We start from the raw sequence: 24,049 nt of genomic DNA, 5'->3' as shown, positions 1-24,049 counted from the left end.
GTTCCTGAAAGAGTTAGAGAACGCTGAACAAATTCAACTCACTCACTTTCGAGTAAGTCTTGAGGGTAGCTTCCATTGCCACTTCCAGTCCGGTAAAGGTGATTGACGCCGGGCCGTAATCGAGATCCTGCAATGAACCAATCAGCTCATCATTAGAGGTAGAGATATCGGTCTGTGCATCGCTCAGCATCGACATGGTGTTCTGCGTCTCGCCGAGCGACGCAATCGAGGCATTGAGGTCGTCCGAGGCGGTGTCCACCACATCGACGGCGTTCTGAATATCGCTCTGCACCTGCGGATCGGCCGGGTCAACGTCCGGGTTTTGCAGCTCCTGGGAGAGCGAATTAAGCGTGTTGAGCACGTCTAAATTGCTGCCGAAGAAATCGCTCGCCGCCACGTTGGTATCCACTTCCACGCCGTTCGACACCGTGGTCTGGCGGTGGTCGCTGTTACCCTGATAGCTGTAGCTGTCGGTAACGCCGTCGCCGTCATCGTCCACTGCCACAATCGGCGGCTGATCGTTGATAGTGCCGCCAAACACGTAGTGCCCGTCTTCGTCCTGATAGTTCAGCGCCGCGACCATCGATTCGGTGAGCGACTCAATATCCTGGCCGAGGCTTGCGAGCGAATCAGCAGTATTGGTGCCGTTCGCCGCTTCCAGCAGGTCGTCACGCACCGCCAGCAGGCTGTTGTTGACGCCATCGAGAATCGACTCCTGCTGGCTTAACCCCGCCGACGCGGAGTCGATATTGCTCTGATACTGCTCAATCGCCGACTGCTGGCGGTTCAACTGGGTGATGCGCGTGGCGGCGATGGGATCGTCCGACGGCTGCAAAATCTGCTTGCCGGTTGCCATCTGCTCGACCACATGCGCCAGATCGCCGGAGAGATCATTAAAACTTTGCGTCATCGAGACGTAGGTTTGTTGGGTGGTTACTCGCATTTTCGCGCTCCCGCTTAGCTGCACATTTCCAGCACCGAATCGAAAATCTCGGCCCCGGCGGAAATGACTTTCAGATTGGCTTCATAAATTTGTTGATAGGTGATGAGGTTCACCGCTTCTTCGTCCATGCTGACGCCGCTGACGCTACTCTGCTGATTTTGCGCTTCTGAATAGACATTGGACGCGGCATCGACTTCCGTCTGGTTTTGCTGACTGTAAATGCCGATATTGCTGATGATTGACGAGCACGCCTGCCCTACCGTCACGCTGCCGAGGTTGGCGATCTCCAGCGGTTCGGTGGAGATATTGATCAGCGCCTGCAGGTTGTCGCTGTTCCCGCTTTCGTCCGGCGAACTGGAGAACGCCAGCTCATCGGCGGTGATATCCGGGTTAACGGTCAGCGGGCCATCGGCATTACTGGCATCGTAAATAAACAGCGGCTCGCCGGGGTTACCGTTGAGATCGTAGCCCTGCGCCAGCTGGTTGTTGACCGCATCGGCAAACTGCGACGCCATGCTGTTGATGGTGTCGGTCAGCGGCGTCAGTACATCGTTTTGATAATCAAACAGTGCGCCTAATGAACCGCCGGTGTCGGTGGTCATCGTCGAGGTCGTTCCGGCGAAGGTCAGCGACATGGTCGGCGTGCCATCGGCGTTGGTTTCCAGCGCGATGGTCGAGCTTTGTTGCCCGCTCACCAGCGGCTGACCGTTTTGCAGGGTAACGTTGTAGTTGCCCTGGTCGTCGATATTGACCTGCACATCCATCATCCCGCTGAGTTCTTCCACCATCTGATCGCGAGCGTCGTAAAGCGCGGAGGCGTTATCACCGTTGGCTTCGGCCTGGGCGATTTGCTGGTTATAGCTGGCGATGCCGCTGGTGAGCGTGTTGATTTGCGACACCATCGCCTGCTGCTGGCTGATGATTTCCGTACTTTGCGAGTCGACGTAATCGAGCGTGTTATCAATACGCAACGACAGCGCCCCGGCTTCGCTGATCACCTGCTCGCGCAGGGCCGAGTCATCAGGACTGGTGGTCGCTTCGTTAAGGGCGGCGAAAAAGTTATCGAACCCGCCGCTCAGGCTGCTGTTATCGTCGCTCAATACGGCTTCCAGCTGGCTGAGATACCCCTGCTGGGTGCTGTAATAGCCGTAATCGCTGGCGGCATACCACACCTGATTCACCTGATACTGGTTAGAGACGCGGCGAATGCTGTCGACCTGCACGCCGTTACCAGCGCTGTTTGGCGAACCGCCGCTGGCACCGATGGTGCTGATCTCCGCCACCTGACGGGTGTAGCCCGTGGTCATGGCGTTGGCGGTGTTTTGCGCCGTGACGTTCAGCTCCACCTGCGCGGTTGATGCGCCGCTGTAGCCGATGTTAATCATGTCCATGTTGGATCCTTACCGGTAAATCGTGCCGGTTAAAAGCGGCGTGAAGATGGGGATTCTTAAGTTCCGTAAACCGGGTGCCAAATGCCGGATGCGGCGTACATACGGGCGCAAACATAAAAATATGCGCGGACTCGTAGGCCTGATAAGACGCGACAGCGTCGCATCAGGCACCGAACGCCGGAGCCTCATTTATGCTTCGGCGACAGCTGCTTCACAATCATCGCCGCAATGCCAATCCCATGCTGCTGCGCCAGGGTGTTACACAACTCATCGTCATAAAACCCCTGCATCATGCGCACCGAATCGCTGTTAAACGGGTTATCTTTCGAATCAAACAACTCGTTGGTTTTACGTATCTCTTTCAGCATGTTGCGTAAAAAAATCGCCTCAAACTGCTCCGCGGCCTGCTTGATATCATTGGCCTGAACCTTCGGCCCCATTAACGCATCGCTGCCGTCAATCCCACCGCTGGCGTTCACTTTCATCAGATCACCTCCAGGTCGGCATCCAGCGCGCCCGCCTCATGCAGCGCCTGCAAAATCGACATAATGTCATCCGGCGTCGCGCCTAAACTGTTCAACGCATTAACCAGCGTTTTCAGGCTGCTCGACTCCGGCAAACTCACCACGCCAGGGCGCGCATGATTCACCGCGATATTGCTCTGCGGCGTTACCGCCGTGCGCCCGCCCGCAAAGGCATTCGGCTGGCTGACGTTGCTGGTTTCGTTAATCGAGACGGTCAAACTGCCGTGCGACACCGCCGCCGCATGCAGCGCGATGCCATCGCCCATCACCACCGTGCCGGTGCGCGAGTTAAACACCACGCGGGCGCGGATTTTCTCTGCCTGCACCTGCACATCGTCCAGTTGCGACATAAACGCCACCCGCGCGCCGGGGCTGGTGGGCGCGCGCACGGTAACGTTGGTGGAACTCTGCGCCGTGGCGATGCCGCCAAACGAGGCGTTGATCGCCGCCGCAATATTGTTGGCATCTTTAAACGACGGACGTTTCAGGTTGAGGGTGATGGTGTCGCCCATCTGAAAATCGCTGGGGATCTCGCGCTCCACCGTCGCGCCGTTGGGAATTAACCCAGCGGTCGGCGTGTTAACCGTCACGCTGGAACCGCTGGCCCCGGTGGCATTCATCCCGCCCACCACCACGCTGCCCTGCGCCAGGGCATAAACTTCGCCATCTGCACCGTGCAACTGCGTCAACAACAAAGTGCCGCCACGAATACTTTTGGCATCGCCAATCGACGAAACGGTGACATCAATGGTCTGCCCGCGCGAGTACATCGGCGGCAATGTGGCGCTCACCGCCACCGCCGCGACGTTTTTCACCTTCGGGTCGATTTTATTCGGCAGCTGCACGCCAAACTGGCGCAGCATATTGGTAATGGTCTGGTTGGTGAATTTGACCTGGTTTTTATCGCCCGTGCCGTCGAGGCCGACCACCAGGCTGTAGCCGACCAGTTGGTTTTCGCGCACGCCCTGTACGTTGACTAGCGACTCCAGCGATTGCGCCAGCGCCACGCCGGGCAGCGTCAGGCTTACGGCTACGACCACCGTTTTTATCCAGTTTTGCATTGCACTCTCCGGCATTAAATCGGGAACAGAGGATGGTTAAACAGCCGCGTCAGCCAGCCTGCGGCGTTGGCGTCGCTTAACGCGCCGCGTCCGGCATAGGAGATGCGGGCATCGGCAATCCGCTGGGAGGAAACCGAGTTGTCGTTCTGGATGTCGTCGGCGCGCACCAGGCCGCTTAAACGGATGTACTCATCGCCCTGGTTGAGGGTCAGCCATTTCTCGCCGCGAATTTCCAGGATGCCGTTGGGCTGCACACCATGTACAGAAACAGTGATCTCCCCGCGCAAGCTGTTCTGCTGCTGGGAAGTGGCGCTGCCGTCAAAGTCGCGGTTGGCGTCGATAGAGCCGGAAAGCTTATCTTTGGTGTGTCCAAAAATCGTCGGCGCGCCGATATCGACGGTGTTGCTTTTGCCGAAGTTGGTTTTCGCCTGTTTGCTCGACTGGGTGGATTCTTCGAGGATCACCGTCAGGATATCGCCCACGCGGTAAGCCCGCCGGTCGGCGGTGAGCGACCAGTTGTAGCCGGTTTCAAACACGCCCCCGGCACGTCCGTCTGCCGGAGGCGGCGCTTCGGTGGTTGGTGGCGCAAAGTATGCGTCGTCTTTTTTGACCAGAATGGCCTGCGATTCACACCCGCTAAGCAGGGGAAGCAGTGCCACCAGCCAGAGATAATTTTTCACGTTCTGCCTGTTTTAAATACAGTGAGTTATGTGCTCTTGTAGGTCGGATAAGACGCGTCAGCGTCGCATCCGACATTTCGGCCTTACAGCGTCTGGCTGATGTACTGCAACATATCGTCCGCTGCCGACACCATTTTGGCGTTCATCTCGTAAGCGCGTTGCACCGTAATCATCGCCACCATTTCGTTGACGATATCCACGTTCGATCCTTCCAGCGCGTTGTCCTGCAAGGTGCCAAGCCCATCTTCGCCCGGTACGCCTTCGGTCGGCTGACCGCTGGCGGCAGTTTCCAGATAGAGGTTGTCACCCTCGGCGGAAAGCCCCGCCGGGTTAGCGAAGTTAACCAGCGTCAGTTGCCCTAACTCGGTCACGTCGCTGTCACCAGGAAGAATCGCCGTCACCGTACCATCTTCGCCAAACGCAACATTGGTCGCCCCCGCCGGAACATCGATTTCCGGCTGCAACGGCAAGCCCTGCGAGTTGGTCAGTACGCCATCGGCGTTCACCTGCAAATTGCCGTCGCGGGTATAAGCGATATCGCCATTGGCCTTTTGCACCTGCAAAAATCCCTGCCCCATAATGGCGACATTCATGGCGTTATCGGTGGTTTCGACGTTGCCTTCGGTAAAGGTTTTCTGAGTGCCGACAATGCGCACGCCGCTACCGAATTGCAGCCCGGTCGGCATGATGTTGTTCTGGTCGAGCATCGCGCCCGGTGCTTCCTGGGTCTGGTAAAACAGATCCTGAAACATCACCCGGTCGCGCTTAAAGCCGGTGGTGTTAACGTTGGCGATGTTGTTGGCAATCGCGCTCATTTCAGCATCCTGCGCCGAGAGGCCGGTTTTGCTGATCCATAATGCTGCGTTCATGGTGGTAAATTCCGTGTTATTTTTGGGCCGCGGTTGCCGGATGCGGCGTAAACGCCTTATCCGGCCTACGGTTTGGGCACAGGCTTGTAGGCCTGATAAGACGCAAAGCGTCGCATCAGGCACCGCCGCATAACTGCCGGATGCGGCGTAAACGCCTTATCCGGCCTACGATGTGCGGTTACGAGCCGCGCAATAAGCGGTTGCCCGCGTCGCTGATATCTTCGGCGGTTTTCATCATTTTGATCTGCGCTTCAAACTGGCGGTTCATGGCGATGGACGACATCATTTCGCTCACCGCCGAGACGTTGCTGCCCTCCAGAAAGCCGCCGCTGACCTTGATATTTTCATCGCGCTGGGCCGGAACGCCGTCTGCCGTTATCAGCATCCCTTCGCCGTTTTTCGCCAGGTCAGCAACCGGAATATCCACCAGCTTCAGGCGATCGATATCCATCGTCGCGGTCACGTCGCCGTCATCGGGCGTCACCGAGAGCGTGCCGTCGCTGCCAAACGAGGCGATGGCGTTCGGCGGCAGAATGATCGGCCCGTTATCCCCCAGTACCCGATTGCCGTCGATGGTCAGCTGCCCCTGGTCGTCCTGCTGAATGTTGCCGTTGCGGGTATAGACTTCGTTGCCGTTTTTATCCTGCACCGCAATGTAACCCGCGCCCTGAATCGCCACGTCCAGCGGGCGTTCAGTTTTCTCCGCCACGCCCGTGCTATCGTTCACGCCGCTGGCCCCTTCCTGCGCCATATAGCGCGTGTCGAAGCCGCCGCCTTTCACCTTGTCGTTGGTCGCCATCGCCATGTCGGCGCGAAAACCGTTGGTGTTGACGTTCGCCAGGTTGTTGGCGCTAATCTGCTGCTCGTACAGAGTCTGAGAAGCACCGCTCAGGGCGGTATAAATCAAGCGATCCATTACATTGCCTGGAACAGCGCGTCATCGAGCTGCGTGCTGGTGGCGATAACTTTGGTGTTGGCCTGATAGTTACGCTGGGCGGTCATCAGGTTGACCAGTTCGCTGGTGATATCGACGTTGGAGCTTTCAAGCGCACCTGACGTGAGCGTGCCGCAAGTGCCGGAGCCGGGAACGCCAATCAGCGGCGTACCAGATTCCCCGGTTTGTACCCACGCGGTGCCGCTCACCGCTTGCAGGCCGTCATCGTTGGGGAACGTCGCCAGCACCACCTGGCCCTGCAACATGCGTTCGCCGTTGCTGTAGGTGGCGTAAACTTTGCCATCGTCATCAACCTGCACACCGTTCTGAGTCGCGGAGGCGTAGCCGTTGGCGGCGTTGGTGGTGACAGAAAATTCAGAGCCGTATTGCGTACAGGTGGAGTAATCAACGGTTAAGTCGATGGGCGCGGCGGCGTCGGTCTGAAACTCAATGGTCTGCGGCGAGGTTGGCGAGGTCAGCTTCCCGGTGTTCGGGTCGAAGGTTAAGGTGGTCGCCGGAACACCAGTCTGCTGCTGACCGTCGAAGGTGTACTGCACTTCCCAGGTGTTATCGCTGGTTTTGGTGAAGTACTGGCATACCGAGTGTTCGTTGCCTAATGAGTCATATACCGTGGTGGTGTAACTGTCGGTATAGGAGCTGCTGTTGGTCGCGTCGAACGGTACGGTTGTACGGTCTATAGCCGCGTCGCTGGCATCGAAGTTGGCGGTAAAAGTCAGGCTGCTGCTGGCCTGCGCCGGAATATTGCCGGTTTTGATCTGGATATCTGTGACTGTACCGGTTTGCAGGGTGCCGCTGTCATCGACCGGATAGCCCTGCAAATAAGCGCCTGAGGCGTTAACGATATAGCCGTTTTTGTCGGTTTCAAACGATCCGGCGCGGGTATAAGAAATGTTGCCCGCGCTGTCGCAGGTAACAAAAAAGCCGTCGTCGTTAATCGCCAGATCCAGCGCGTTGCCGGTCGATACCAGAGAACCGCCGCGAGAGATACTTTGCGCGGTACCCGCCACGCTGACGCCCATCGCCTGACTTCCGGCATACATGGCGGAAAACTGGGTGGTCATCGACTTATAGCCCACCGTTCCGGCGTTGGCGATGTTGTTACTGATCCCGTCCAGCTGTTCGTTAACGGCATTCAGCCCCGTTGCGGCAATTTCATAACTCATTGTTTCGTCCTGTTAATTCAAATTTTTGACAGCGTGCCCGTTGTTTTGCCGGATGCGGCGTGAACGCCTTATCCGGCCTACAAAACCATGCAGATTCATGTAGGCCTGATAAGCGAAGCGCATCAGGCAATTTGGCACCGGACATCACGCCACATCACTGTCGGCATCGGGTACGCCAAACTGGCTAATCATGGTGAACGGTACTTCGCCCACGCCTGCAACGTTGAGCACCGGAGAGCTGCCGTCGAGCGGGATGCGCACATCTTCCACTTCGCCGGAGACTTCAATCGGCACCTCCTCTTCCCCGGTGTTAGTGACCACCGAAACGTCGTAATCCCCCGGCGGGATACCGTAATCGGCAGGGTTCACCGAGAAATCGACCTGCCCTGGCCCGACGGACGAACTCCCTTGCGGGATCAGCGAGACGGTGTAGTCATCGCCTGCGGCATCGGTAAAGTGGAGATCGGCGGTAGTACAGGCGTCGTCAAGCGTGGCGCGACCGTTAATGGTCTGGTCGCTCACCTGCAGGGCGGTGGTCTGCACCATAATGTCGTCGCCCACCAGGTTACCGAGCGCCATCACCTGAATGTTGCTCATCAGCACCGCGTTGGTGTTGGCCTGCACGCTCATCTCTTCCATCATCGCCACCTGCGCCATCGACGAAAGCTGGTCGATATATTCGGTGGCGTCGGTCGGGTCGGTCGGGTCCTGGTTTTGGATCTCGGCGACAAACAGCGTCAGGAAAGTATCGACGGGCGAGCTATCGCTGCTGCTTTGCGTGTCGCTGGCCGCCACATTGTTGCTTTCCGCCGTGGCGGTCGGCTGCGGCGATTGCGCATTCAGCGCCAGGGTATTCATCAGGCTTCTCCCAGTTTCAGCAGGCTTTGCTGCATACTTTTCACGTTGTTGAGCACATCGACGTTGGTTTCGAAATCGCGCGAGGCCGACATCATGTCCGCCATCTGTTCCACCACGTTGACGTCGGGATACCAGACATCACCGTTGGCATCCGCCAGCGGAGAATGCGGTTCATAGCGTTTCACCGCCCCGCCGGTTTGCAGCACGTCCTGCACCTGCACGCTGGCGCCGTCGATCGCATGACGATGCGTTCCCGCCAGCAAGCTGTGGTGATACACCGCCGCAAACACCGGGCTGCGCGCTTTATACGCCTGCGCCTCACTGCTGGCGGGCGCATTGGCATTCGCCAGGTTACTGGCAACGGTATTCAGACGTAGCGTTTGCGCCGTCATCGCCGAGCCGGAAATCTGATAGATATCAGTAAAAGACATGCTTATTTCCCTTCAATGGCCTCTCTGATGCCGCTGATTTGCAGATTCAGAAAGGTCAGACTGCTTTGATAATCCATACTATTTTGTGAAAACCGCGCCTGTTCGCTGTTCAGTTCCACGGTGTTGCCATCTTCCGACGGCTGCATTGGCACGCGATACTGGACATCCACCGCCGCGTTATTTGCCCGTTGCATCTCCCTGGCAAAATCAATATCTTTAGCCTTGAAATTTGGCGTATCGACATTCGCCAGATTCGCAGTCAGTAGCTCGGTCCTCTCAAGACGTAACTTCACTGCCTGCGGATGCACTCCCAATGCCTGCTGAAAACTGATCCCCATTTCTTGCGTCACTCCTGCTTCAATCCGCATACGCTAGGCAATTACCGTGCCATTTTTTAAGTCACTGAAGAGAAAGGGTTTATGAGTTTTCAATTTTGCGGGCGGAAGATGTTCTTCCTCCTGGCGCTGGCCTTACCGGGCTACGCCGCCGTCCATCCCGTGCAACACAGCGCGCGGGAACAAGTCAACGCCCAGGTGCTGAATGCCGCGAGCCAGGAAATTGAATCGCTGGCGCAGCAGCGGCATTGGCATGACTATCGCTACACTTTTAACGTCTACATTCCCTCGCAGATTGCGACCGCCGCGCCCTGTGCTACAGCACCCGCCGTAACACTGACGTCGCCTGCGGAAATCGCCCTCAACCGGATGAACTTCACCGCCAGTTGCCCGCAAAGCTGGCAGATGAACGTGGCGGTGCGCCCGGATGTTCTGGTGCCGGTGGTAATGGCGAAGTCACTGGTTGCCCGCGATACGCCGCTCACGGCGAATGATGTGGAGTTGAAGCCCTACAACGTCAGCGCCCAGCGCCGCGATGTGTTGATGGATCTCGATGATGCGATTGGTTTAAGCAGTAAGCACGCGCTGCAACCGGGCAGGCCGCTCACCAAAGAAGAGCTGGTTTCGCCTGTGCTGGTCGAACGCGATCAGCCGGTGATGATTGTTTACCAGAACGCGGGGATCACCGCCTCGATGCCCGGCGTGGCGCTGAAAAATGGCCGCAAAGGCGAGATGGTGAAAGTGCGCAATGCCAGTAGCCAGCGGGTCATCAGCGCAATGGTGGCAGAAAGCGGCGTGGTGACGACGGTAAGCGCGGAGTAATTTGCGCTGGCGATTAAAGTTTTTCCGCCTGGTAACCGCTTTACCGGAGTAACCCACCCCAATACCGAGACGAGGTTGCGATGAAAATCACCCCGACTATGCCAGGCAATCGCCCGACAGCCACAACGGCAGGCTCCAGCCAGTCGCGTAAAAGCACGGCGGCCACCACCACGACGCTGAGCGCCGACGACATTACTCAGGCGGGATTACAGTCCGCCCAGCAAACGCTGAACGACCAGCAAGAGAGCGATATCAACAGCGACAACGTGGCGAAAATGCAGGCGATGCTGGCCTCCGGCAGCCTGCAAGTGGACACCGAACAGTTAGCCAGCGACATGCTGAGCTTTTTCCAGAACTAAGAGGCCGATGAAGTGAGTATCCGGTTACAACAGGTGAAGGCGCTGCTGCAGGGAATTCGTGACGATGACACGCTGTATGATTGCCTGCGCGAACGTCTCCAGCGCCAGCGGATCTGCATGATTCGCCGCGCCAGCGAGGAGCTGCTGGCAGTAAACGAGGAGATAACGCATCACTATGAGCAGTTGCATAGACATAGCCATCAACGGCACAGCCTGCTGAAAATGCTCAACGTTAGCGTCAATCGTGACGGTCTGGCGCAGGTTTTTACATGGCTTCCGGCAGTCCAAAAAGCGGCAGCACAACAGTTGTGGCAACGCCTTGAGCAAAAGGCGGAACGATGCAAAGCCTACAACGATAAAAACGGCGAGCTGTTGATTCGCCAGTATGAATTTATTCAGTCGTTTTTAGGCAGCGAAGCAGATTTTCTCTATCAGGAATAACGACAATTCCTTCCCCCATCGCGGAAACGGATTTTCCGCCTGATTCTCAATCCTTTGTTTTTGATTACAAAAATTCCCGGCACACTTATTGCACATTCCGCGAAGTAATAAAGACTGGAAGCCACCTATGAGTTTTATTGAATGTTACGAGCCGGAATTTGTACGCAATTTTTTGGCGCAGCACCCCGGTTCGCCTTTATACGTCCGTAAGGTCTGGAAGAATGAGATTCGTCAGAGCCTGATGCTGACAGAGCCAGAAAGCTGCGAAGCGGTGCTCAACGATGCCAGAGCCTTTGATTTACAGCTTACCTATCGCCCTGTGGAAGAAAATGCCGCAGCACTATCCGCGCGCGATGCGATAGTAAACCAGATAATTTTGAGCACCCTTACGCTCCCCGATTTAACACCAGAAATGTCATTGTATGCCGTCGGTATCCTGCTCTCCCGCGCCAGTAAAATGCCAGGCAGGGATGGCGACACTCTGGCCCGTTTGACGACGCTGCCACAGGCGCTGGGCAATCATGCGAAAAAAGGCACGCTGCAGGCACAGTTCGCCCAGCTGCCGCCCGTACCACAGCTGGCACGGCAGCTGGTGACGCTGCTCGGCAGTTGTGCATTTGACTGGTCGATTCTGCCGGAAAGCCCACGCAAAGCCTCGCTGCCGTTGCAGGTGACTTTGCTGACGCTGCATGACGCCAATAGCGAAGCCCTGTTGCAACAGCAGCTTCAGACGCAGTGGCAAACCACGTGGCAACAGCATTTTGCCGCCGCACCGTGGATGATGCGCAACTGGCTGATTTACCGGGTTTACCACGATGTGATTGGCCAGGCTGACGGGGCGGATTTTTTCCTGCTGGTGTGCGATTTTTATCTCATCCGCACGTTAATCAGTTTGTGGACGCTGGATGATTCACCGCTACGACAGGAGGATATTTTCGCCCTCTTCGCAGTGTTTGAACGCTGGCGAGAGAGTGAAAATGCGCTGCTGATTCGCCAACAAATTCAGGCTGAATGTTGTGCAGAGCCGCTGCTTTATGCGTTTTCGCTGCTACCTTGCTAACGCTTTCAGGCCGGTTTTTCCCGGCCTTATCTACTTCGTAAACATATCATGCAAACCATCATCAAAACGCTCGCCACTCACCGCGAAAAACCGTTTGTCAGCGTCGTTACACCAACCTGGAATCGCGGCGCATTTCTGCCGTACCTGCTTTACATGTACCGCTATCAGGATTACCCGGCAGACCGCCGCGAACTGGTCATCCTCGACGACTCGCCACAAAGCCATCAACACATCATCGACCGTTTGACCGATGGCACGCCGGAAACCTTTAACATCCGCTACATCCATCACCCGGAAAAACTGCCGCTGGGCAAAAAACGTAACATGCTCAACGAACTGGCGTGCGGCGAATACATCCTCTGCATGGATGACGACGACTACTACCCGGCAGATAAAATCTCCTGGACTATCGCCATGATGCAAAAACACCGGGCGCTCATCTCCGGCTCCGACCAGATCCCCATCTGGTACAGCCATATCAACCGCATCTTTCAAAGCCGCAGTTTTGGCCCGCGTAACATCCTCAACGGCACCTTTTGTTATCACCGTAACTACCTGAAAAAACACCGCTACGACGACGATTGCAATTTAGGCGAAGAGAAAAGTTTCACCGATAATTTCAGCGTTAACACGCTACAACTGCCCGGCGAGCGCACCATTCTGTGTATCTCGCACAGCCACAACACCTTTGATAAAGACTTTATTCTCGGGGCCAGCACGCCAGTAAACGCGGCGCTTGCAGATATCGTCCGCGATCCGCTGCTGCGCAATGCTTATCTGAGTCTGCATAACGCCACTCATCACCAGGCGATCAATCATCAGGCTGTCGATCAGATCGTTCTACTGAATCTGGATAAACGCCCGGATCGCTTACAACAGATCCGTGAAGAACTGGCACTGCTGCATATTCCGCCTGAAAAGATCACCCGCCTTGCCGCCAGTGAAGATGAAAACGGTCAACGGGGCCGCCGCCAGTCACACTTGCAGGCGCTGCACCTGGCGCAACAGCACGGCTGGCAAAACTACCTGTTGCTGGAAGATGATGCGGTCATTCTCAAGCAGGAGAAACATATTCAGGTATTGAACAGGCTGCTCGCGAGCCTGGCGAAAATTCCCTGGCAGGTGATGATCCTCGGTGGGGAAATTTCGCAGGGAACGATGCTAAAAAGTTTGCCGGGGCTAGTACACGCGCGGGACTGCCGCAAAGTGTGCGCTTATCTGGTGAACAGCCGCTACTACCCGCAACTGGCGCAGCAGATGAGCAACGATAACCTCTCGCTGGAAGAGTGCTGGCAGCCGCTGCTGCGCACCGACAAATGGCTGGCCTGTTATCCGAGCCTTTGTTACCAGCGACCGGGCTTTAGTGATATCGAGCAAAAAACGACCGACAACATTAGTCACTACTTCAATAAGTTACCTGTAGCCACCAAGCCATCTACATTACCCGTCGCCGACACCATCGGCTTTTTTATGGAAACCTCCTTCCATTACGCGCTGTACCGCCCAATCATCACCGCCCTACAGGCGCAGGGGCAGAGCTGCACGCTGGTGATCAACGACCGCGTGTTTAAACCGTTTCTTGATGAAATGCTGGCGACGCTAAAAAACATCGACGATCAGCAGCTTAAAGGAATGCGCTTATCTGAAATGCAGGCATATGGTCAGCGGGTAAAATGCCTGGTCAGCCCCTACCACACGCCCGCGCTCAATGGCCTGGCGGCGGTGAACGTCCGCTCTATGTACGGCTTAGCCAAAGAGACGTGGAACCACGCCGACTGGAACCGTTTTTATCAGCGTATTTTGTGTTACAGCCACTACAGCCAGCGGGCGCTGGAACATTTCGGCAGCGCGAAAATGGTCGGCAACCCGCGCTTCGACGCCTGGCATAACGGCACGTTCGACCGCGCGTTGCCGGAAAATATCCAACCCGATTCCCGTAAACCCACGGTGCTCTACGCCCCCACGTTTGGCGCATTAAGCTCCCTGCCCCACTGGGCAGAAAAATTGGGACGCTTAAGCGGTGATGTGAATCTGATTTGCAAACTGCACCACGGTACCTGCTCGCGCCCGGAAGAAGCTGCATCGCTGGCCCTGGCGCGCAGGCATTTAAAACAGCGCACCGACTCTGCCCGCTACACGCTGGCGCTACTGGCAAAGGCCGATTATGTGCTCACCGATAACAGCGGTTTTATTTTCGATGCTATCCACGTTGATAAGCGGGTGATCCTGCTCGATTTTCCGGGCATGACGGAACTGCTCGATGGTGAGAAAAGCTACTCCACACCGGAGAGTGCAGACCAGCGAATCCGCGAAATATTGCCGGTGGCTCATGATGTTGCGGAACTGCGTTATTTGTTGTCAGAGGCGTTTGACTGGGGGGCGGTGCAGGCGAAGCTGGCGGAAATTCGCCATCATTATTGTGATGCGTTTATGGATGGCAAGGCGGGTGAACGGGCGGCGTTGGTGATTGTGGAGGCGCTGGCGGGCAAGGAACCGTCAGGAATATGTCGATAAAATTCGATTTTTTAAACATGTCGTTGGAATACGTTTATGCCATCGACATGTTTTGGCGATATGTCGAAAAAACGCGATTTTTTAAACATATTTAACATAGCCAAACGGCAGACGGCATCATCTTCTCTCACTGCGGGAATTAAATCAGTAGGTGGCTGATTTACCCCTAATCACCTCAATAATCCCCGTCGTCGACACCGACGGCGTGCGGGGGAAATAGACCACCTCGCAAATATACGCAAAGCTATCAAACTTCCCGGTCCAGTCATCGCCCATCACCAAAATATCCGCACTGTACCCCCGCAGATATTCTGCTTTCTGCTCCAGCGACTCCTCCAGAAATACGCCATCCACGCACGCCAGCCCGGCGATAATCGCCATGCGGTCATCCTGATGGTAAACCGGTGCTCTGCCCTTTTTGGCAATATTTAAGGAGTCGGACGATACGCCGACCAGCAGTCGCCCGCCCAGTGCGCGGGCACGTTGTAAAAGGCGCAGATGACCCACGTGAAACACATCGAAGGTGCCGAAGGTGATGACCGTTTTCATGGCTACTCCGCTAATTTATGCCGCAGCCAGCACTGAACGGCGATGTCGTCTACCGCTTTTTGCGCTTTCGCGGTGGCGCTTTCTTGTTGCTCGCGGCGTTTGTCGTCCAGCGTCAGGGCCACTACTTTCTCTTCGCACGCCGCCGCCGTCAGGTTTTTCTGCATTCGCGCGGCTTTGATGTTGGCCAGCGTTTTTTCCTGTTCCTGCCAGGCGATTACCTTACGCAGGGTGCCTTTGTAGCCGCTGACGTTTTTCAGCGATTCCACCGACGCCGCCGCGCCCGCAGACGTTTTTTCGACAAGGTAGCCTAATGCTTTGATATTGTTGTCATAGCCCGCGCAAATCTGTTTTTGCTTTGCCAGCTCGACTGTTTTGTCTTTGACCGATTTATCCCGCAGGCGCTGCAATTGCGCCAGGGTGTCAATGATTTGTCGCATAGTTACTGTTCTGCCTTTTTGGCACCAGGAAAGAGAATTTGCAGGCGGCTTTGCACCAGTTCGAGGGAGGCGGGTTCGCGCATCTCCTGGCGCAAAAATCGCTCGATTGCCGGGAACATTTTTACCGCTTTGTCGACGCTGGCATCCGCGCCTGCCACGTAGCCGCCGAGCGGGATCAGCGGTTTGATCTCCATATAGGCGGCGTAGTTTTGCTTTAATGCGCGGGCGGATTGCTGATGTTCCGGGCGGGTGACCTGATTCATGCAGCGGCTGATCGACTGGCCGATATCAATGGCCGGATAATGCCCCGCTTCCGCCAGTTTGCGGGTTAATACGATATGCCCGTCCAGCACCGCACGGGCGCAGTCGACGATCGGATCTTGCTGGTCGTCGCCTTCCGCCAGCACGGTGTAGATGGCGGTCATCGATCCCGCGCTTTCGCTGTTGCCTGCGCTCTCTACCAGTTTGGGGATCATGCCGAATGCCGATGGCGGATAGCGTTTGGTGGCGGGCGGTTCGCCGAGCGAGAGGGCAATTTCCCGCTGGGCCATCGCGTAGCGCGTGAGGGAATCAACCAGCAGTAAAACGTGATGCCCGCGGTCACGAAACCAGGCAGCGATGGAGTGACACAGTTCGGTGGCTTTCAGGCGCATCAGCGGTGATTCATCGGCAGGCGCGACAACGACGATAGACTTTGCCAGCCCGTCCTCGCCCAGCGAGTGGTCGATAAACTCTTTCACTTCGCGCCCGCGTTCGCCAATCAGCCCGACCACCACGATGTCGGCTTTGGTCTGGCGAGTGATCATCCCCAGCAGCACGCTTTTCCCGACGCCGCTGCCCGCCATTAGCCCGACGCGCTGGCCTTTGCCGATGGTCAGCAGGCCGTTGATCGCTTTCACGCCCACGTCTAACGGTTCGTCCACCGAACGGCGGGTTAAGGGGTTGACCGAGGGCGGCAACGGCGGCAGGAGGTCGTTGCCGTTCAGGCGGCCTTTGCCATCCAGCGGCTCGCCGAGGCCATTCACCACGCGGCCTAACCAGCTTTCACCAACCAGGATGTCGTGGGCTTTTTCTTCCGGGAAGACGCGTGCGCCTGCCATCAGGCCGACCGGCTGTTTAAACGGCATTAAATAGGTGATGTCACGATTAAAGCCCACGGCCTGCGCGTCAATCAGCGTATGATTGGCGCTTTCGATGCGGCACAGTTGTCCGGTCATTAGCGGGCAGCCGACGCTCTCCAGCAGGATGCCGTTAAGGCGCACCAGCCGCCCGGCGACGCGGGCTAATGGGATCGACTCCAGCGAGCGCAGGGCGTTATCGAAAGCAGAAAAATCACTCACCCTGCGACTCCGGTGTGAGTGTTTCCTTCAGCGCAGTCATGCACTGCTCAAGGCGGTGCTCGCAGCCGATATCCAGTTCTGATTTATCGGTAATCACCCGGCATTCCCCCGGCGGCAAATCCGGCGAAGGCGTCAGCCCCCATTCGCTGACCTTTTCCGGCACCGCGTCGCGCAGGCGGTTAAACTCTTCCGTGCTCAGCATCACCTGTAATGTTTCCGGCATTGCCGGGAAGGCCGCCAGCGCCTCTTCCACCAGCGCCAGCAACTGCGTCGGTTGCAGCGCCAGTTCGCAGCGGATCACCTGGCGGGTGACTTTTTCCACCAGTTGCAGCAAATCTTCCCGCTGTTTACGTTCGATATGGGCGAGGAAGTCATTCACTTTTCCGGTAATGGCTTCCAGCGGCTGCGCCGCCTCAACAAACTGTTTGCGCCCTTCCTGCTGCCCGGCGAGGCTGCCTTCGGTGTAGCCCTGGCGTCGCCCCTCGGCAAAACCTTGTTGATGACCTTCGCTAAAGCCCTGCTCCTGGCCTTCGGTCATTCCCTGCGCAAACCCTTTTTGCAGCCCTTCCTGAAAACCGTCCATCAACTGGCGCTGGTAATCGGCGGCGCTGATACTGGCGGTGAGCGGTTCTCCGCTCACCGCTCGCTGGCGCGGCGGGAAACGGTGCAGGCGATAGCGCCCGCGCAGTGTTTCAATGGTCATGGTTACTCCGCCGTCTGTTCCGCAAAGAGCTGTAACTGAAACTCTCCAGCCTCTTCCAGTTCACGGGCGATACCCATGATTTCGCGGCGGATCTGTTCGATACGGCTGACCGGCACCGGCCCCAGGCGCGCGGTGATCGCTTCCAGTTGCTGCGCCTGCCGTTTTGGCATTACCGCGTAAATCGAGCGGCGCAGCAGGGCTTCGGTACCTTTCAGCGCCACCGCCCAGTCTTCCATCGGCACTTCGTCGAGCAGACGTCGACGCACCTCTTCGTTCTGGCGGCTGAGGATAAAGAAGTCGTACATCTCATCCTGGAGCTGCTCCAGCACGTCCTCGTCGCGCTCGCGCATCTGGTCGAGGATCACCTGCTGGTTACCCTGGAAACGGTTGACGATATCCGCCGCCTGTTTGATGCCTTTCACCTTTGAGCCATGTTCAGACAGCACCGACAGGCCGCGTTCGATCAGACGATCCAGTTCATCCACCACGTCGCGGTTAACGTCGTTGAGTTTCGCCACCCGATAGAGAATTTCGTTTTGCACCGATTCGTTGAGATACGAGAGCACCGCCGCCGAGATTTCCGGCGTCAGAAACGCGAGGAACACCGCCTGCAATTGCAGATGTTCTTCGGAGATCAGCATCGCCAACTGGCGTGGTTCCACCCATTGCAGGCGCGCCATCCGCGAGCGGATCTCATCGCCGTAGATGCCGTTAATCACGCTGCTGGCGATCTCGGTGCCAAGGGCTTTGTTAAGAATGCCCTGCAACATGGATCGTGATGCACCGTTGATCCCGCTCTGTTCGCGGAATTCATCAAAGAAGTTATTGATCACTTTGCGCGCCATGCTGGTTTTGACGCCGGAAAGCCGTGCCATGTTTTCGCTCAGGCGCACCACTTCTTCGCGGCTGAGTTTTTGCATCACCGTCGCCGCCGCCTCTTCGCCCAGACACAGCAGCAGGATCGCCGCCTGTTCCAGGTAGCTGTTGCTCTTATTTATTGTCAATTCGCTCATTGCTGGTAATCCATTGTCTGAGAACTTCGGCAACGCGATCGGTGTCGCTCATGGCCAGTTTTTGCAGGAACTCGAGTTTCACTTCGAGGCCGGAACTCTGGGACGGCAGGCTGTCATCGCCGGGCAGCGACGGCAGATCGACGTTTTTACGCTCCTCTTCCGGCATGGCGATCCACGGTTCGCTGACGGCTTCCGGTTCTGGTGTCATAACCGATGCTCGTACCGCCGTCAGGCGTTTCATTACCGGGCGTACCACGAAGAACAGCAACAACAGCGCCAGCAGGCCGCAGCCAATCAGCCGCACCCAGGCCAGCACGCTGTCATCTTTCCACAGCGGGATCACCGGTTCGACCGGAGCCACCTGCGGCACAAAGTTGAGTAACGATAAGGTGAGATTGTCGCCGCGCTGGGCGTCGATACCGGCGGCATTGTTCAGCAACGCGGTCAGTTGCGTGGTCTGCTCCGGCTTCCAGTTTTTCAGCGCCGGGGCGTTTTGATTGAGCACCACCGCCACGTTGAGGCGTTTCACCGTAAAGCCGGGATGCTGAATATGCTGGACGCTGCGGTCGTAAGAGTAATCGCGCTTGCTTTCGCTGTGTTTGGATAACGCTTCTGGCGAGCGATTTTCTTCCGTGCCGTTGGTCATTTGATTCGCCGCAACGGGCGGACGGTTGCTGAGAGAACCGGGCACGCCCATCGCCACCTGATTGGTGTCGCTGTCCAGCACGCTCTCTTCGCGGTTGATTTTCGGCGCGTCGCCGTAGTGTTCCTGGGTTTCGTCGATGGTGCTGAGATCGAGATCCGGCATCACGCTGACGCGGTAATTCCCGCTGCCGACCAGCGAATCCAGCACGTTCGCCACGCTGGCGCGGGTTTTGTCCTGAATGTCTTTAAGGATCTGATCGCGTTTACGGGTAGCGGCAGAAACCGCTTCGCCCGCGCCAATGCCGTCGGTCAGCAGATTTCCCGCCTGATCGACGACGCTAACTTTGCTGGTGTGCAGCCCCGGAATACTGCCGGAAACCAGATGCACAATAGCGTTCACCTGGTCCATATTCAGCTTCGCGCCATAGTGCAGGCGCACCACTACCGAGGCGCTATTTTGTGGAACATCGCTGACCACAAACGAGCTTTCTTCGTTGAGCGCCAGATGCACCCGCGCACTCTCCACCGCGTCCAGCGACATAATGCTCTGCGCCAGCTCCCCTTCGAGGCTGCGTTTATAGCGCACGTTCTGCACGAACTGGCTGCTGCCGAGCACTTCGTCTTTGTCCATCAGCTCGTAGCCGCTGGGCAATATCGCCTGCACGCCTTTCGCGGCAAGGGCCATACGCGTTTTCGACAGTGCATCTTCCGGCACCAGAATTTGCCCGCTTTGCGGGTCAATGCGGTAGGTGAGCTTTTCGCCGTCCAGCACGGTGACAATCTGCGACACGGGCAGATTTTCCTGGCGTCCGTAGAGCGAGACATAGCCGCGATTACCGGTCCACAGCACGCTGACGATAATCGCCGTCGCCGCAACGGCAAGCCCCACACCCGCCATCAGCGCCCAGCGTTTGTTATCTGCAAGACGCAGTCGAAACGCCGGAAACGCCTGGGTCAACTTTTTGATCAGTTCATTCATAGTGTTAGATCGACATGCTCATCAGATCGTTAAATCCGGTGGCGATTTTGTTGCGCACCTGCACCAGCGCGGAAAAAGAGAGCGACGCCTGCTGGCTGGCGATCATCGCACCTGCCAAATCATCACTTTTGCCCGTGTCGACAGCCGTTTGCTGCTGCTCCGCCACCTGCTGGAACTGATCAACGTGACCAAGCGCGCCGTACATAATGCGGTTAAATGAAACGTCCGGGTCGGTGGAACTGAAGGTCATAGCGGGCAGCACCGGCGCCTGGGCGTTGGCCTGCATCTGCTGCACGTCCTGCATGATTTGCGCCTGCATGGTGCTGTTGATTGTGGTAATGCTCATTTTTAACTTCCGGGTCAGGAGAAAACTTCGATACCTTGCTTGCGCATGGAGGCCAGTCGATAGCGCAGTGCGCGCGGGGTAATGCCTAACAGGTCGGCGATTTTGCTGCGGTTGCCCTGATATTTACGCATCAGGTCGGCGATATATTGATATTGCGCGCTTCGTCCGTGCTGGCCTAAATCGCCGGTTTCGGCAATGTGGACGGCGGGCTGAACAGGCCATTGCAGTTCGCTGCGGTCGGCAACGTCCGTTTCCGGCAGGCCTAAGGCGTCCGGGAAAATCACGCCGTCGCGGTTCAAGATCATTCCCCGCTGAATGGCGTTCTCCAACTGGCGCACGTTGCCGGGCCAGCGATAATTGAGCAGCGCCCGGCGGGTAGATTCTGAAAGGGTGATATTTTTCACCAGCACCGTGGAGTATTTTTTAATAAATGACTCTGCCAGCGGAATAATATCGTTCAGACGTTCGCGCAGCGGCGGCATGGTAATAGGAATAACCGCCAGACGATAATAGAGATCTTCACGAAAACGCCCGGCAGCCACTTCCTGTTCAAGGTTTTTATTGGTGCAGGCAATCAGGCGAAAATTGAGTTTAATTTGTCGGTTGCTGCCTAATCGCTCAACCTGCTGTTCCTGCAATACGCGTAATATTTTGGCCTGTAATGCCAGCGGCATATCGCCAATTTCATCGAGCAATAAGGTGCCGTTATTCGCCAGTTCCATTTTTCCTGGCACGCTGGCAATTGCGCCGGTAAATGCGCCTTTGTCGTAGCCAAATAAGGTCGCTTCCAGCATATTTTCCGGGATCGCCGCACAGTTCACGCCGATATAGGGCGCATTATCATTTTCACCAAAGGCAACGGTGTGAATATATTTTGCCACGCACTCTTTGCCCGCGCCGGTTTCGCCCTGAATGAGCACCGGCACGTTAAATGCGGCGACACGCTTTGCCAGAGTAAAAGCGTTAATGCTGGAAGCGGCAGTTGCAATAAGTTCAGACATAGGGTGAACGATATCAGTAGCGACAGAAAACAGGATGTTCTGAAGCGTATCACCGGCGGGATTAACAAGTTCGAATTAAACGATAATAAAAATATTATTTGTTGAGAAACAATGAGTTAGAACCGTAGGCCGGATAAGGCGTTCATTACGCCGCCATCCGGCAATTGTGCACCGATGCCTGATGCGACGCTGCGCGTCTTATCAGACCTACAGTTTGTGCAATGTTTTATGACGATGCCTGATACCTCGCCCTTTAATAATTTAATTATTTTTTCACCCTATTAATAATTTGCCCCTTTCACGCCCCCTCTATTTAATACCTCACCTTGTGTCACTGCCGGAATTGCGTGCACAAAAACGCCCATACCATTACAGCAGAGAAAGTAAGCCATGCTGAAGTACAGTAAAACGCCAGGCATCTTTAAATTAGAAGGTAATCGGCTCGGACGCCCCTACCATCGCCTGCCGACCCTATTTACGGGGAATTTTGACGTGATTGATTCGCATCTTGGCAGTTACTTTCTCAAAAAGCATCGCAGCAATATCACCTTAAAAAAGATTGGCTGCGAAATGGATATTATCAATAAAAACGCCGAACTGATGGTTTCCCAGGTCGGGCATCTGGCGTTTGATATTGAACGCTCCTTATTGTTAATGCTACTGGGCAATTTTTATGGTCTGGAGTCGTCTCTGGAAGAGGCGAAAGCACATAATGGACTGCCGACCAAAACCGAAACGCGATTAAAGAACCGACTCGCGCTGGATATCTGCACGCTGATTTTTAATCTGCAAACCTCCGGTATTGCGCTGAAATTAAAGCTGGACAGCAGCACGGTGATGACCCACTGGGCGTATCAATTAACCTTTACCCTCGCGGGCGATGAAGAGAGCAGTTTTCGTATTTTGCTCGACGACGCCCATACCGATTTTATTTTGAATCTGATCCGCCACAGCGAGCACAGTAAACCGCAGCAGGTGGCGAAATCCGTTAATAAACCGGCCCTGATTAAAGAGATCATCCGCTCCCTGCCGCTGACCCTGAACGTCAAAATCGCCGAGCTATCGATGAATGTCGCGGATCTGGCGCAGATAAAAGCCGGGGATATTTTACCCATATCACTGGGAGAAACGTTCCCGGTGGCGATTGGGCAATCTGAATTATTTAGCGCCCTGATTGTGGAAGACAAAGACAAACTGTTTTTGTCGGAGCTGGCGGGCAAAAATGAGAATAACCATGAGTAAGCAAGAAGATATTTTAGCTGAGGATTTTGGCCTGACCGATGACGTTGCGCCTGTCGCGAAATCCGCCGATGCCGCAACGCTGGTCACCCGCCTGGAAGACCGCTTTTCCGACTCGATGACGCTGCTGAAACGCATTCCGGTGACCTTAACGCTGGAGGTGTCATCAGTAGAGATCATGTTAGCCGACCTCCTTAATATCGACGACGACACGGTGATTGAGCTGGATAAACTCGCCGGGGAGCCGCTGGATATTAAAGTGAACAATATCCTGCTGGGCAAAGCGGAAGTGGTGGTGGTCAACGAGAAATACGGCCTGCGCGTGCTGGAATTTAACACCCGCGATATCAACGATCTGGCGCCATGAAACGCCGCACTCAACTGACGCTGGGCCTGGCGCTGCTGGCGCTTGCGCCGCTGGCAATCGCCCATGGCGGCGATATTGCGCTGCTTAACGTGGTGACCCACGGCAACACTCAGGAGTACAGCGTCAAAATCCAGGTACTGATTCTGATGACCCTCGTCGGTTTGCTGCCGACGATGGTGCTGATGATGACCTGTTTCACACGCTTTATTATCGTGCTGTCGCTGCTGCGCCAGGCGCTGGGGCTGCAACAAACGCCGCCGAACCGCATCCTGATTGGCATTGCGCTCTCCCTCACCATGCTGGTGATGCGCCCTATTTGGCTCAATATTTACGACCACGCGGTGGTGCCGTTTGAAAACGATCAGATTACCCTAACCGATGCGTTAAACACCGCCGCGACGCCGCTGAAACGCTTTATGCTGGCGCAGACCGATAAAAAAGCGATGGCGCAAATCATGACCATCGGAGGCGCGAAGGGCAATGCCGCCGACCAGGATCTCACGATTGTGGTGCCTGCCTATGTGTTGAGCGAACTGAAAACCGCTTTCCAGATTGGCTTTATGATTTACATCCCGTTTCTGGTTATCGACCTGATTGTCGCAAGCGTATTGATGGCGATGGGGATGATGATGCTGTCGCCGCTGATTGTTTCGCTACCCTTTAAACTGATGCTGTTTGTGCTGATCGACGGCTGGTCGCTGACCATCGGCACGCTCACCACCAGCATTCGCGGGCTGGGGCTGGGCTGATTATGCTGACCGTAGACGTAGCCGCCGACATTGTCGCCAGCGGCATAAAAGTGGTGATTTTGCTGGTTTCGGTACTGGTGGTGCCAAGCCTGCTGCTCGGCCTGCTGGTGAGCGTGTTCCAGGCGGTAACGCAGATTAACGAACAGACCCTGAGCTTTTTGCCAAGGCTGATTGTCACGCTGGTGGTACTGGGCGTGTGCGGCAAATGGATGATTATCCAGTTGCATGATCTCTGCATTCACCTGTTTACCCAGGCCGCGTTGCTGGTTCATTGA

28 protein-coding genes are annotated in these 24,049 nt (G+C 56.1%); 9 read left to right on the top strand and 19 right to left on the bottom strand.

The window, feature by feature from the left end; all coding sequences use genetic code 11:
• Window positions 1-13 precede the first annotated feature (13 nt).
• From flgL to FEK42_RS18955, 11 genes are all read right to left on the bottom strand, one after another.
• Window positions 14-943, bottom strand: coding sequence for a flagellar hook-associated protein FlgL (gene flgL, locus FEK42_RS19005; protein ID WP_131161627.1), 930 nt, complete (start codon window positions 941-943; stop codon window positions 14-16).
• A 14-nt stretch (window positions 944-957) separates the two neighbouring features.
• Window positions 958-2,334 (bottom strand): flagellar hook-associated protein FlgK, encoded by a 1,377-nt coding sequence (gene flgK / locus FEK42_RS19000; RefSeq protein ID WP_135491974.1) that lies wholly within the window; start codon window positions 2,332-2,334, stop codon window positions 958-960.
• A gap of 185 nt (window positions 2,335-2,519) precedes the next feature.
• Window positions 2,520-2,819: a rod-binding protein gene (locus FEK42_RS18995; RefSeq protein WP_135491973.1), complete on the bottom strand. Its 300-nt coding sequence runs from the start codon at window positions 2,817-2,819 to the stop codon at window positions 2,520-2,522.
• Window positions 2,819-3,919 carry a flagellar basal body P-ring protein FlgI gene (locus FEK42_RS18990; protein WP_138211432.1) on the bottom strand — a complete coding sequence of 367 codons (1,101 nt, stop codon included), beginning with the start codon at window positions 3,917-3,919 and terminating at the stop codon, window positions 2,819-2,821. Before FEK42_RS18990 ends, FEK42_RS18995 begins: the two co-directional genes overlap by 1 nt.
• A 14-nt stretch (window positions 3,920-3,933) precedes the next feature.
• Entirely contained in the window at window positions 3,934-4,599 is a 666-nt protein-coding gene (flgH, locus tag FEK42_RS18985) for a flagellar basal body L-ring protein FlgH (protein WP_131161630.1), read from the bottom strand.
• Window positions 4,600-4,682: 83 nt separating this feature from the next.
• The gene (flgG, locus tag FEK42_RS18980) at window positions 4,683-5,468 is read right to left on the bottom strand and encodes a flagellar basal-body rod protein FlgG (RefSeq protein WP_000990540.1); all 786 of its coding nucleotides are present in this window, start codon (window positions 5,466-5,468) and stop codon (window positions 4,683-4,685) included.
• A 178-nt stretch (window positions 5,469-5,646) separates the two neighbouring features.
• Window positions 5,647-6,384 (bottom strand): flagellar basal body rod protein FlgF, encoded by a 738-nt coding sequence (locus FEK42_RS18975; protein ID WP_135410627.1) that lies wholly within the window; start codon window positions 6,382-6,384, stop codon window positions 5,647-5,649.
• Window positions 6,384-7,586 (bottom strand): flagellar hook protein FlgE, encoded by a 1,203-nt coding sequence (gene flgE / locus FEK42_RS18970; protein WP_135491972.1) that lies wholly within the window; start codon window positions 7,584-7,586, stop codon window positions 6,384-6,386. The genes FEK42_RS18975 and flgE overlap by 1 nt, the downstream gene beginning before the upstream one ends.
• Window positions 7,587-7,730: 144 nt before the next feature.
• Window positions 7,731-8,444, bottom strand: a complete 714-nt coding sequence (locus FEK42_RS18965; RefSeq protein WP_001093675.1) for a flagellar hook capping FlgD N-terminal domain-containing protein — start codon at window positions 8,442-8,444, stop codon at window positions 7,731-7,733.
• Complete coding sequence (flgC, locus tag FEK42_RS18960) at window positions 8,444-8,875, bottom strand: flagellar basal body rod protein FlgC (RefSeq protein WP_000010949.1); 432 nt, start codon at window positions 8,873-8,875, stop codon at window positions 8,444-8,446. The genes FEK42_RS18965 and flgC overlap by 1 nt, the downstream gene beginning before the upstream one ends.
• Window positions 8,876-8,877: 2 nt before the next feature.
• Entirely contained in the window at window positions 8,878-9,213 is a 336-nt protein-coding gene (locus tag FEK42_RS18955) for a flagellar basal body protein (RefSeq protein WP_000512950.1), read from the bottom strand.
• Between the two features lie 81 nt (window positions 9,214-9,294).
• On the opposite strand from FEK42_RS18955, the gene flgA reads away from it, so the two are divergent.
• The 5 genes from flgA to FEK42_RS18930 all read left to right on the top strand — a co-directional run bounded on the left by flgA (window position 9,295) and on the right by FEK42_RS18930 (window position 14,406).
• Window positions 9,295-10,032 (top strand): flagellar basal body P-ring formation chaperone FlgA, encoded by a 738-nt coding sequence (gene flgA / locus FEK42_RS18950; protein WP_135491971.1) that lies wholly within the window; start codon window positions 9,295-9,297, stop codon window positions 10,030-10,032.
• A gap of 80 nt (window positions 10,033-10,112) precedes the next feature.
• The gene (flgM, locus tag FEK42_RS18945) at window positions 10,113-10,391 is read left to right on the top strand and encodes a flagellar biosynthesis anti-sigma factor FlgM (RefSeq protein ID WP_135491970.1); all 279 of its coding nucleotides are present in this window, start codon (window positions 10,113-10,115) and stop codon (window positions 10,389-10,391) included.
• A 12-nt stretch (window positions 10,392-10,403) separates the two neighbouring features.
• Complete coding sequence (locus FEK42_RS18940) at window positions 10,404-10,832, top strand: flagellar protein FlgN (protein WP_135491969.1); 429 nt, start codon at window positions 10,404-10,406, stop codon at window positions 10,830-10,832.
• Window positions 10,833-10,959: 127 nt separating this feature from the next.
• Window positions 10,960-11,892, top strand: a complete 933-nt coding sequence (locus FEK42_RS18935; protein ID WP_135491968.1) for a lysine-N-methylase — start codon at window positions 10,960-10,962, stop codon at window positions 11,890-11,892.
• Window positions 11,893-11,940: 48 nt separating this feature from the next.
• Entirely contained in the window at window positions 11,941-14,406 is a 2,466-nt protein-coding gene (locus FEK42_RS18930) for a glycosyltransferase (RefSeq protein WP_138211922.1), read from the top strand.
• Window positions 14,407-14,550: 144 nt separating this feature from the next.
• Here FEK42_RS18930 and FEK42_RS18925 read toward each other — a convergent pair whose 3' ends face one another.
• From FEK42_RS18925 to FEK42_RS18890, 8 genes are read right to left on the bottom strand one after another with little or no spacing between them, the layout of a single operon-like run.
• On the bottom strand, window positions 14,551-14,955 hold the full coding sequence (locus tag FEK42_RS18925; RefSeq protein WP_138211921.1) for an adenylyltransferase/cytidyltransferase family protein: 405 nt from the start codon (window positions 14,953-14,955) through the stop codon (window positions 14,551-14,553).
• Between the two features lie 2 nt (window positions 14,956-14,957).
• Window positions 14,958-15,392, bottom strand: coding sequence for a flagellar export protein FliJ (gene fliJ / locus FEK42_RS18920; protein ID WP_135491967.1), 435 nt, complete (start codon window positions 15,390-15,392; stop codon window positions 14,958-14,960).
• A gap of 2 nt (window positions 15,393-15,394) precedes the next feature.
• Entirely contained in the window at window positions 15,395-16,732 is a 1,338-nt protein-coding gene (gene fliI / locus FEK42_RS18915; RefSeq protein ID WP_135491966.1) for a flagellar protein export ATPase FliI, read from the bottom strand.
• The gene (gene fliH / locus FEK42_RS18910; protein WP_135410636.1) at window positions 16,725-17,435 is read right to left on the bottom strand and encodes a flagellar assembly protein FliH; all 711 of its coding nucleotides are present in this window, start codon (window positions 17,433-17,435) and stop codon (window positions 16,725-16,727) included. The genes fliI and fliH overlap by 8 nt, the downstream gene beginning before the upstream one ends.
• A gap of 2 nt (window positions 17,436-17,437) precedes the next feature.
• Complete coding sequence (locus FEK42_RS18905) at window positions 17,438-18,448, bottom strand: flagellar motor switch protein FliG (protein ID WP_135491965.1); 1,011 nt, start codon at window positions 18,446-18,448, stop codon at window positions 17,438-17,440.
• Window positions 18,426-20,072 carry a flagellar basal-body MS-ring/collar protein FliF gene (gene fliF, locus FEK42_RS18900; RefSeq protein WP_135491964.1) on the bottom strand — a complete coding sequence of 549 codons (1,647 nt, stop codon included), beginning with the start codon at window positions 20,070-20,072 and terminating at the stop codon, window positions 18,426-18,428. Before fliF ends, FEK42_RS18905 begins: the two co-directional genes overlap by 23 nt.
• Window positions 20,073-20,076: 4 nt before the next feature.
• The gene (locus FEK42_RS18895) at window positions 20,077-20,418 is read right to left on the bottom strand and encodes a flagellar hook-basal body complex protein FliE (RefSeq protein ID WP_135491963.1); all 342 of its coding nucleotides are present in this window, start codon (window positions 20,416-20,418) and stop codon (window positions 20,077-20,079) included.
• A gap of 14 nt (window positions 20,419-20,432) precedes the next feature.
• A complete protein-coding gene (locus FEK42_RS18890) occupies window positions 20,433-21,419 on the bottom strand; it encodes a sigma-54 dependent transcriptional regulator (protein ID WP_135491962.1) in 987 nt (328 codons plus the stop codon).
• 390 nt (window positions 21,420-21,809) lie between these two features.
• Between FEK42_RS18890 and FEK42_RS18885 the strand changes: the two genes are divergently transcribed.
• Genes FEK42_RS18885 through FEK42_RS18870 form a run of 4 tightly spaced genes read left to right on the top strand, consistent with a single transcriptional unit; the run spans window position 21,810 to window position 24,049 of the window.
• On the top strand, window positions 21,810-22,661 hold the full coding sequence (locus tag FEK42_RS18885) for a FliM/FliN family flagellar motor switch protein (RefSeq protein WP_138211920.1): 852 nt from the start codon (window positions 21,810-21,812) through the stop codon (window positions 22,659-22,661).
• Complete coding sequence (locus FEK42_RS18880) at window positions 22,654-23,025, top strand: FliM/FliN family flagellar motor switch protein (protein ID WP_135491961.1); 372 nt, start codon at window positions 22,654-22,656, stop codon at window positions 23,023-23,025. Before FEK42_RS18885 ends, FEK42_RS18880 begins: the two co-directional genes overlap by 8 nt.
• Window positions 23,022-23,774, top strand: a complete 753-nt coding sequence (fliP, locus tag FEK42_RS18875) for a flagellar type III secretion system pore protein FliP (protein ID WP_135491960.1) — start codon at window positions 23,022-23,024, stop codon at window positions 23,772-23,774. The genes FEK42_RS18880 and fliP overlap by 4 nt, the downstream gene beginning before the upstream one ends.
• A 2-nt stretch (window positions 23,775-23,776) precedes the next feature.
• Window positions 23,777-24,049: a flagellar biosynthetic protein FliQ gene (locus FEK42_RS18870; protein ID WP_135491959.1), complete on the top strand. Its 273-nt coding sequence runs from the start codon at window positions 23,777-23,779 to the stop codon at window positions 24,047-24,049.

Source organism: Escherichia sp. E2748, from assembly GCF_005781125.1.
Lineage (GTDB): Bacteria > Pseudomonadota > Gammaproteobacteria > Enterobacterales > Enterobacteriaceae > Escherichia.
Note: the sequence above shows the minus strand (reverse complement) of the source record. Positions and strands in the feature narration are given on the sequence as shown.

Coding starts and splice junctions, on each gene's coding strand:
- flgL (WP_131161627.1), bottom strand. CDS start 943: ATGCGAGTAACCACCCAACAAACCTACGTCTCGATGACGCAAAGTTTT.
- flgK (WP_135491974.1), bottom strand. CDS start 2,334: ATGGACATGATTAACATCGGCTACAGCGGCGCATCAACCGCGCAGGTG.
- FEK42_RS18995 (WP_135491973.1), bottom strand. CDS start 2,819: ATGAAAGTGAACGCCAGCGGTGGGATTGACGGCAGCGATGCGTTAATG.
- FEK42_RS18990 (WP_138211432.1), bottom strand. CDS start 3,919: ATGCAAAACTGGATAAAAACGGTGGTCGTAGCCGTAAGCCTGACGCTG.
- flgG (WP_000990540.1), bottom strand. CDS start 5,468: ATGAACGCAGCATTATGGATCAGCAAAACCGGCCTCTCGGCGCAGGAT.
- FEK42_RS18975 (WP_135410627.1), bottom strand. CDS start 6,384: ATGGATCGCTTGATTTATACCGCCCTGAGCGGTGCTTCTCAGACTCTG.
- flgE (WP_135491972.1), bottom strand. CDS start 7,586: ATGAGTTATGAAATTGCCGCAACGGGGCTGAATGCCGTTAACGAACAG.
- FEK42_RS18965 (WP_001093675.1), bottom strand. CDS start 8,444: ATGAATACCCTGGCGCTGAATGCGCAATCGCCGCAGCCGACCGCCACG.
- flgC (WP_000010949.1), bottom strand. CDS start 8,875: ATGTCTTTTACTGATATCTATCAGATTTCCGGCTCGGCGATGACGGCG.
- FEK42_RS18955 (WP_000512950.1), bottom strand. CDS start 9,213: ATGGGGATCAGTTTTCAGCAGGCATTGGGAGTGCATCCGCAGGCAGTG.
- flgA (WP_135491971.1), top strand. CDS start 9,295: ATGAGTTTTCAATTTTGCGGGCGGAAGATGTTCTTCCTCCTGGCGCTG.
- flgM (WP_135491970.1), top strand. CDS start 10,113: ATGAAAATCACCCCGACTATGCCAGGCAATCGCCCGACAGCCACAACG.
- FEK42_RS18935 (WP_135491968.1), top strand. CDS start 10,960: ATGAGTTTTATTGAATGTTACGAGCCGGAATTTGTACGCAATTTTTTG.
- FEK42_RS18930 (WP_138211922.1), top strand. CDS start 11,941: ATGCAAACCATCATCAAAACGCTCGCCACTCACCGCGAAAAACCGTTT.
- FEK42_RS18925 (WP_138211921.1), bottom strand. CDS start 14,955: ATGAAAACGGTCATCACCTTCGGCACCTTCGATGTGTTTCACGTGGGT.
- fliJ (WP_135491967.1), bottom strand. CDS start 15,392: ATGCGACAAATCATTGACACCCTGGCGCAATTGCAGCGCCTGCGGGAT.
- fliH (WP_135410636.1), bottom strand. CDS start 17,435: ATGACCATTGAAACACTGCGCGGGCGCTATCGCCTGCACCGTTTCCCG.
- FEK42_RS18905 (WP_135491965.1), bottom strand. CDS start 18,448: ATGAGCGAATTGACAATAAATAAGAGCAACAGCTACCTGGAACAGGCG.
- fliF (WP_135491964.1), bottom strand. CDS start 20,072: ATGAATGAACTGATCAAAAAGTTGACCCAGGCGTTTCCGGCGTTTCGA.
- FEK42_RS18895 (WP_135491963.1), bottom strand. CDS start 20,418: ATGAGCATTACCACAATCAACAGCACCATGCAGGCGCAAATCATGCAG.
- FEK42_RS18890 (WP_135491962.1), bottom strand. CDS start 21,419: ATGTCTGAACTTATTGCAACTGCCGCTTCCAGCATTAACGCTTTTACT.
- FEK42_RS18885 (WP_138211920.1), top strand. CDS start 21,810: ATGCTGAAGTACAGTAAAACGCCAGGCATCTTTAAATTAGAAGGTAAT.
- FEK42_RS18880 (WP_135491961.1), top strand. CDS start 22,654: ATGAGTAAGCAAGAAGATATTTTAGCTGAGGATTTTGGCCTGACCGAT.
- fliP (WP_135491960.1), top strand. CDS start 23,022: ATGAAACGCCGCACTCAACTGACGCTGGGCCTGGCGCTGCTGGCGCTT.
- FEK42_RS18870 (WP_135491959.1), top strand. CDS start 23,777: ATGCTGACCGTAGACGTAGCCGCCGACATTGTCGCCAGCGGCATAAAA.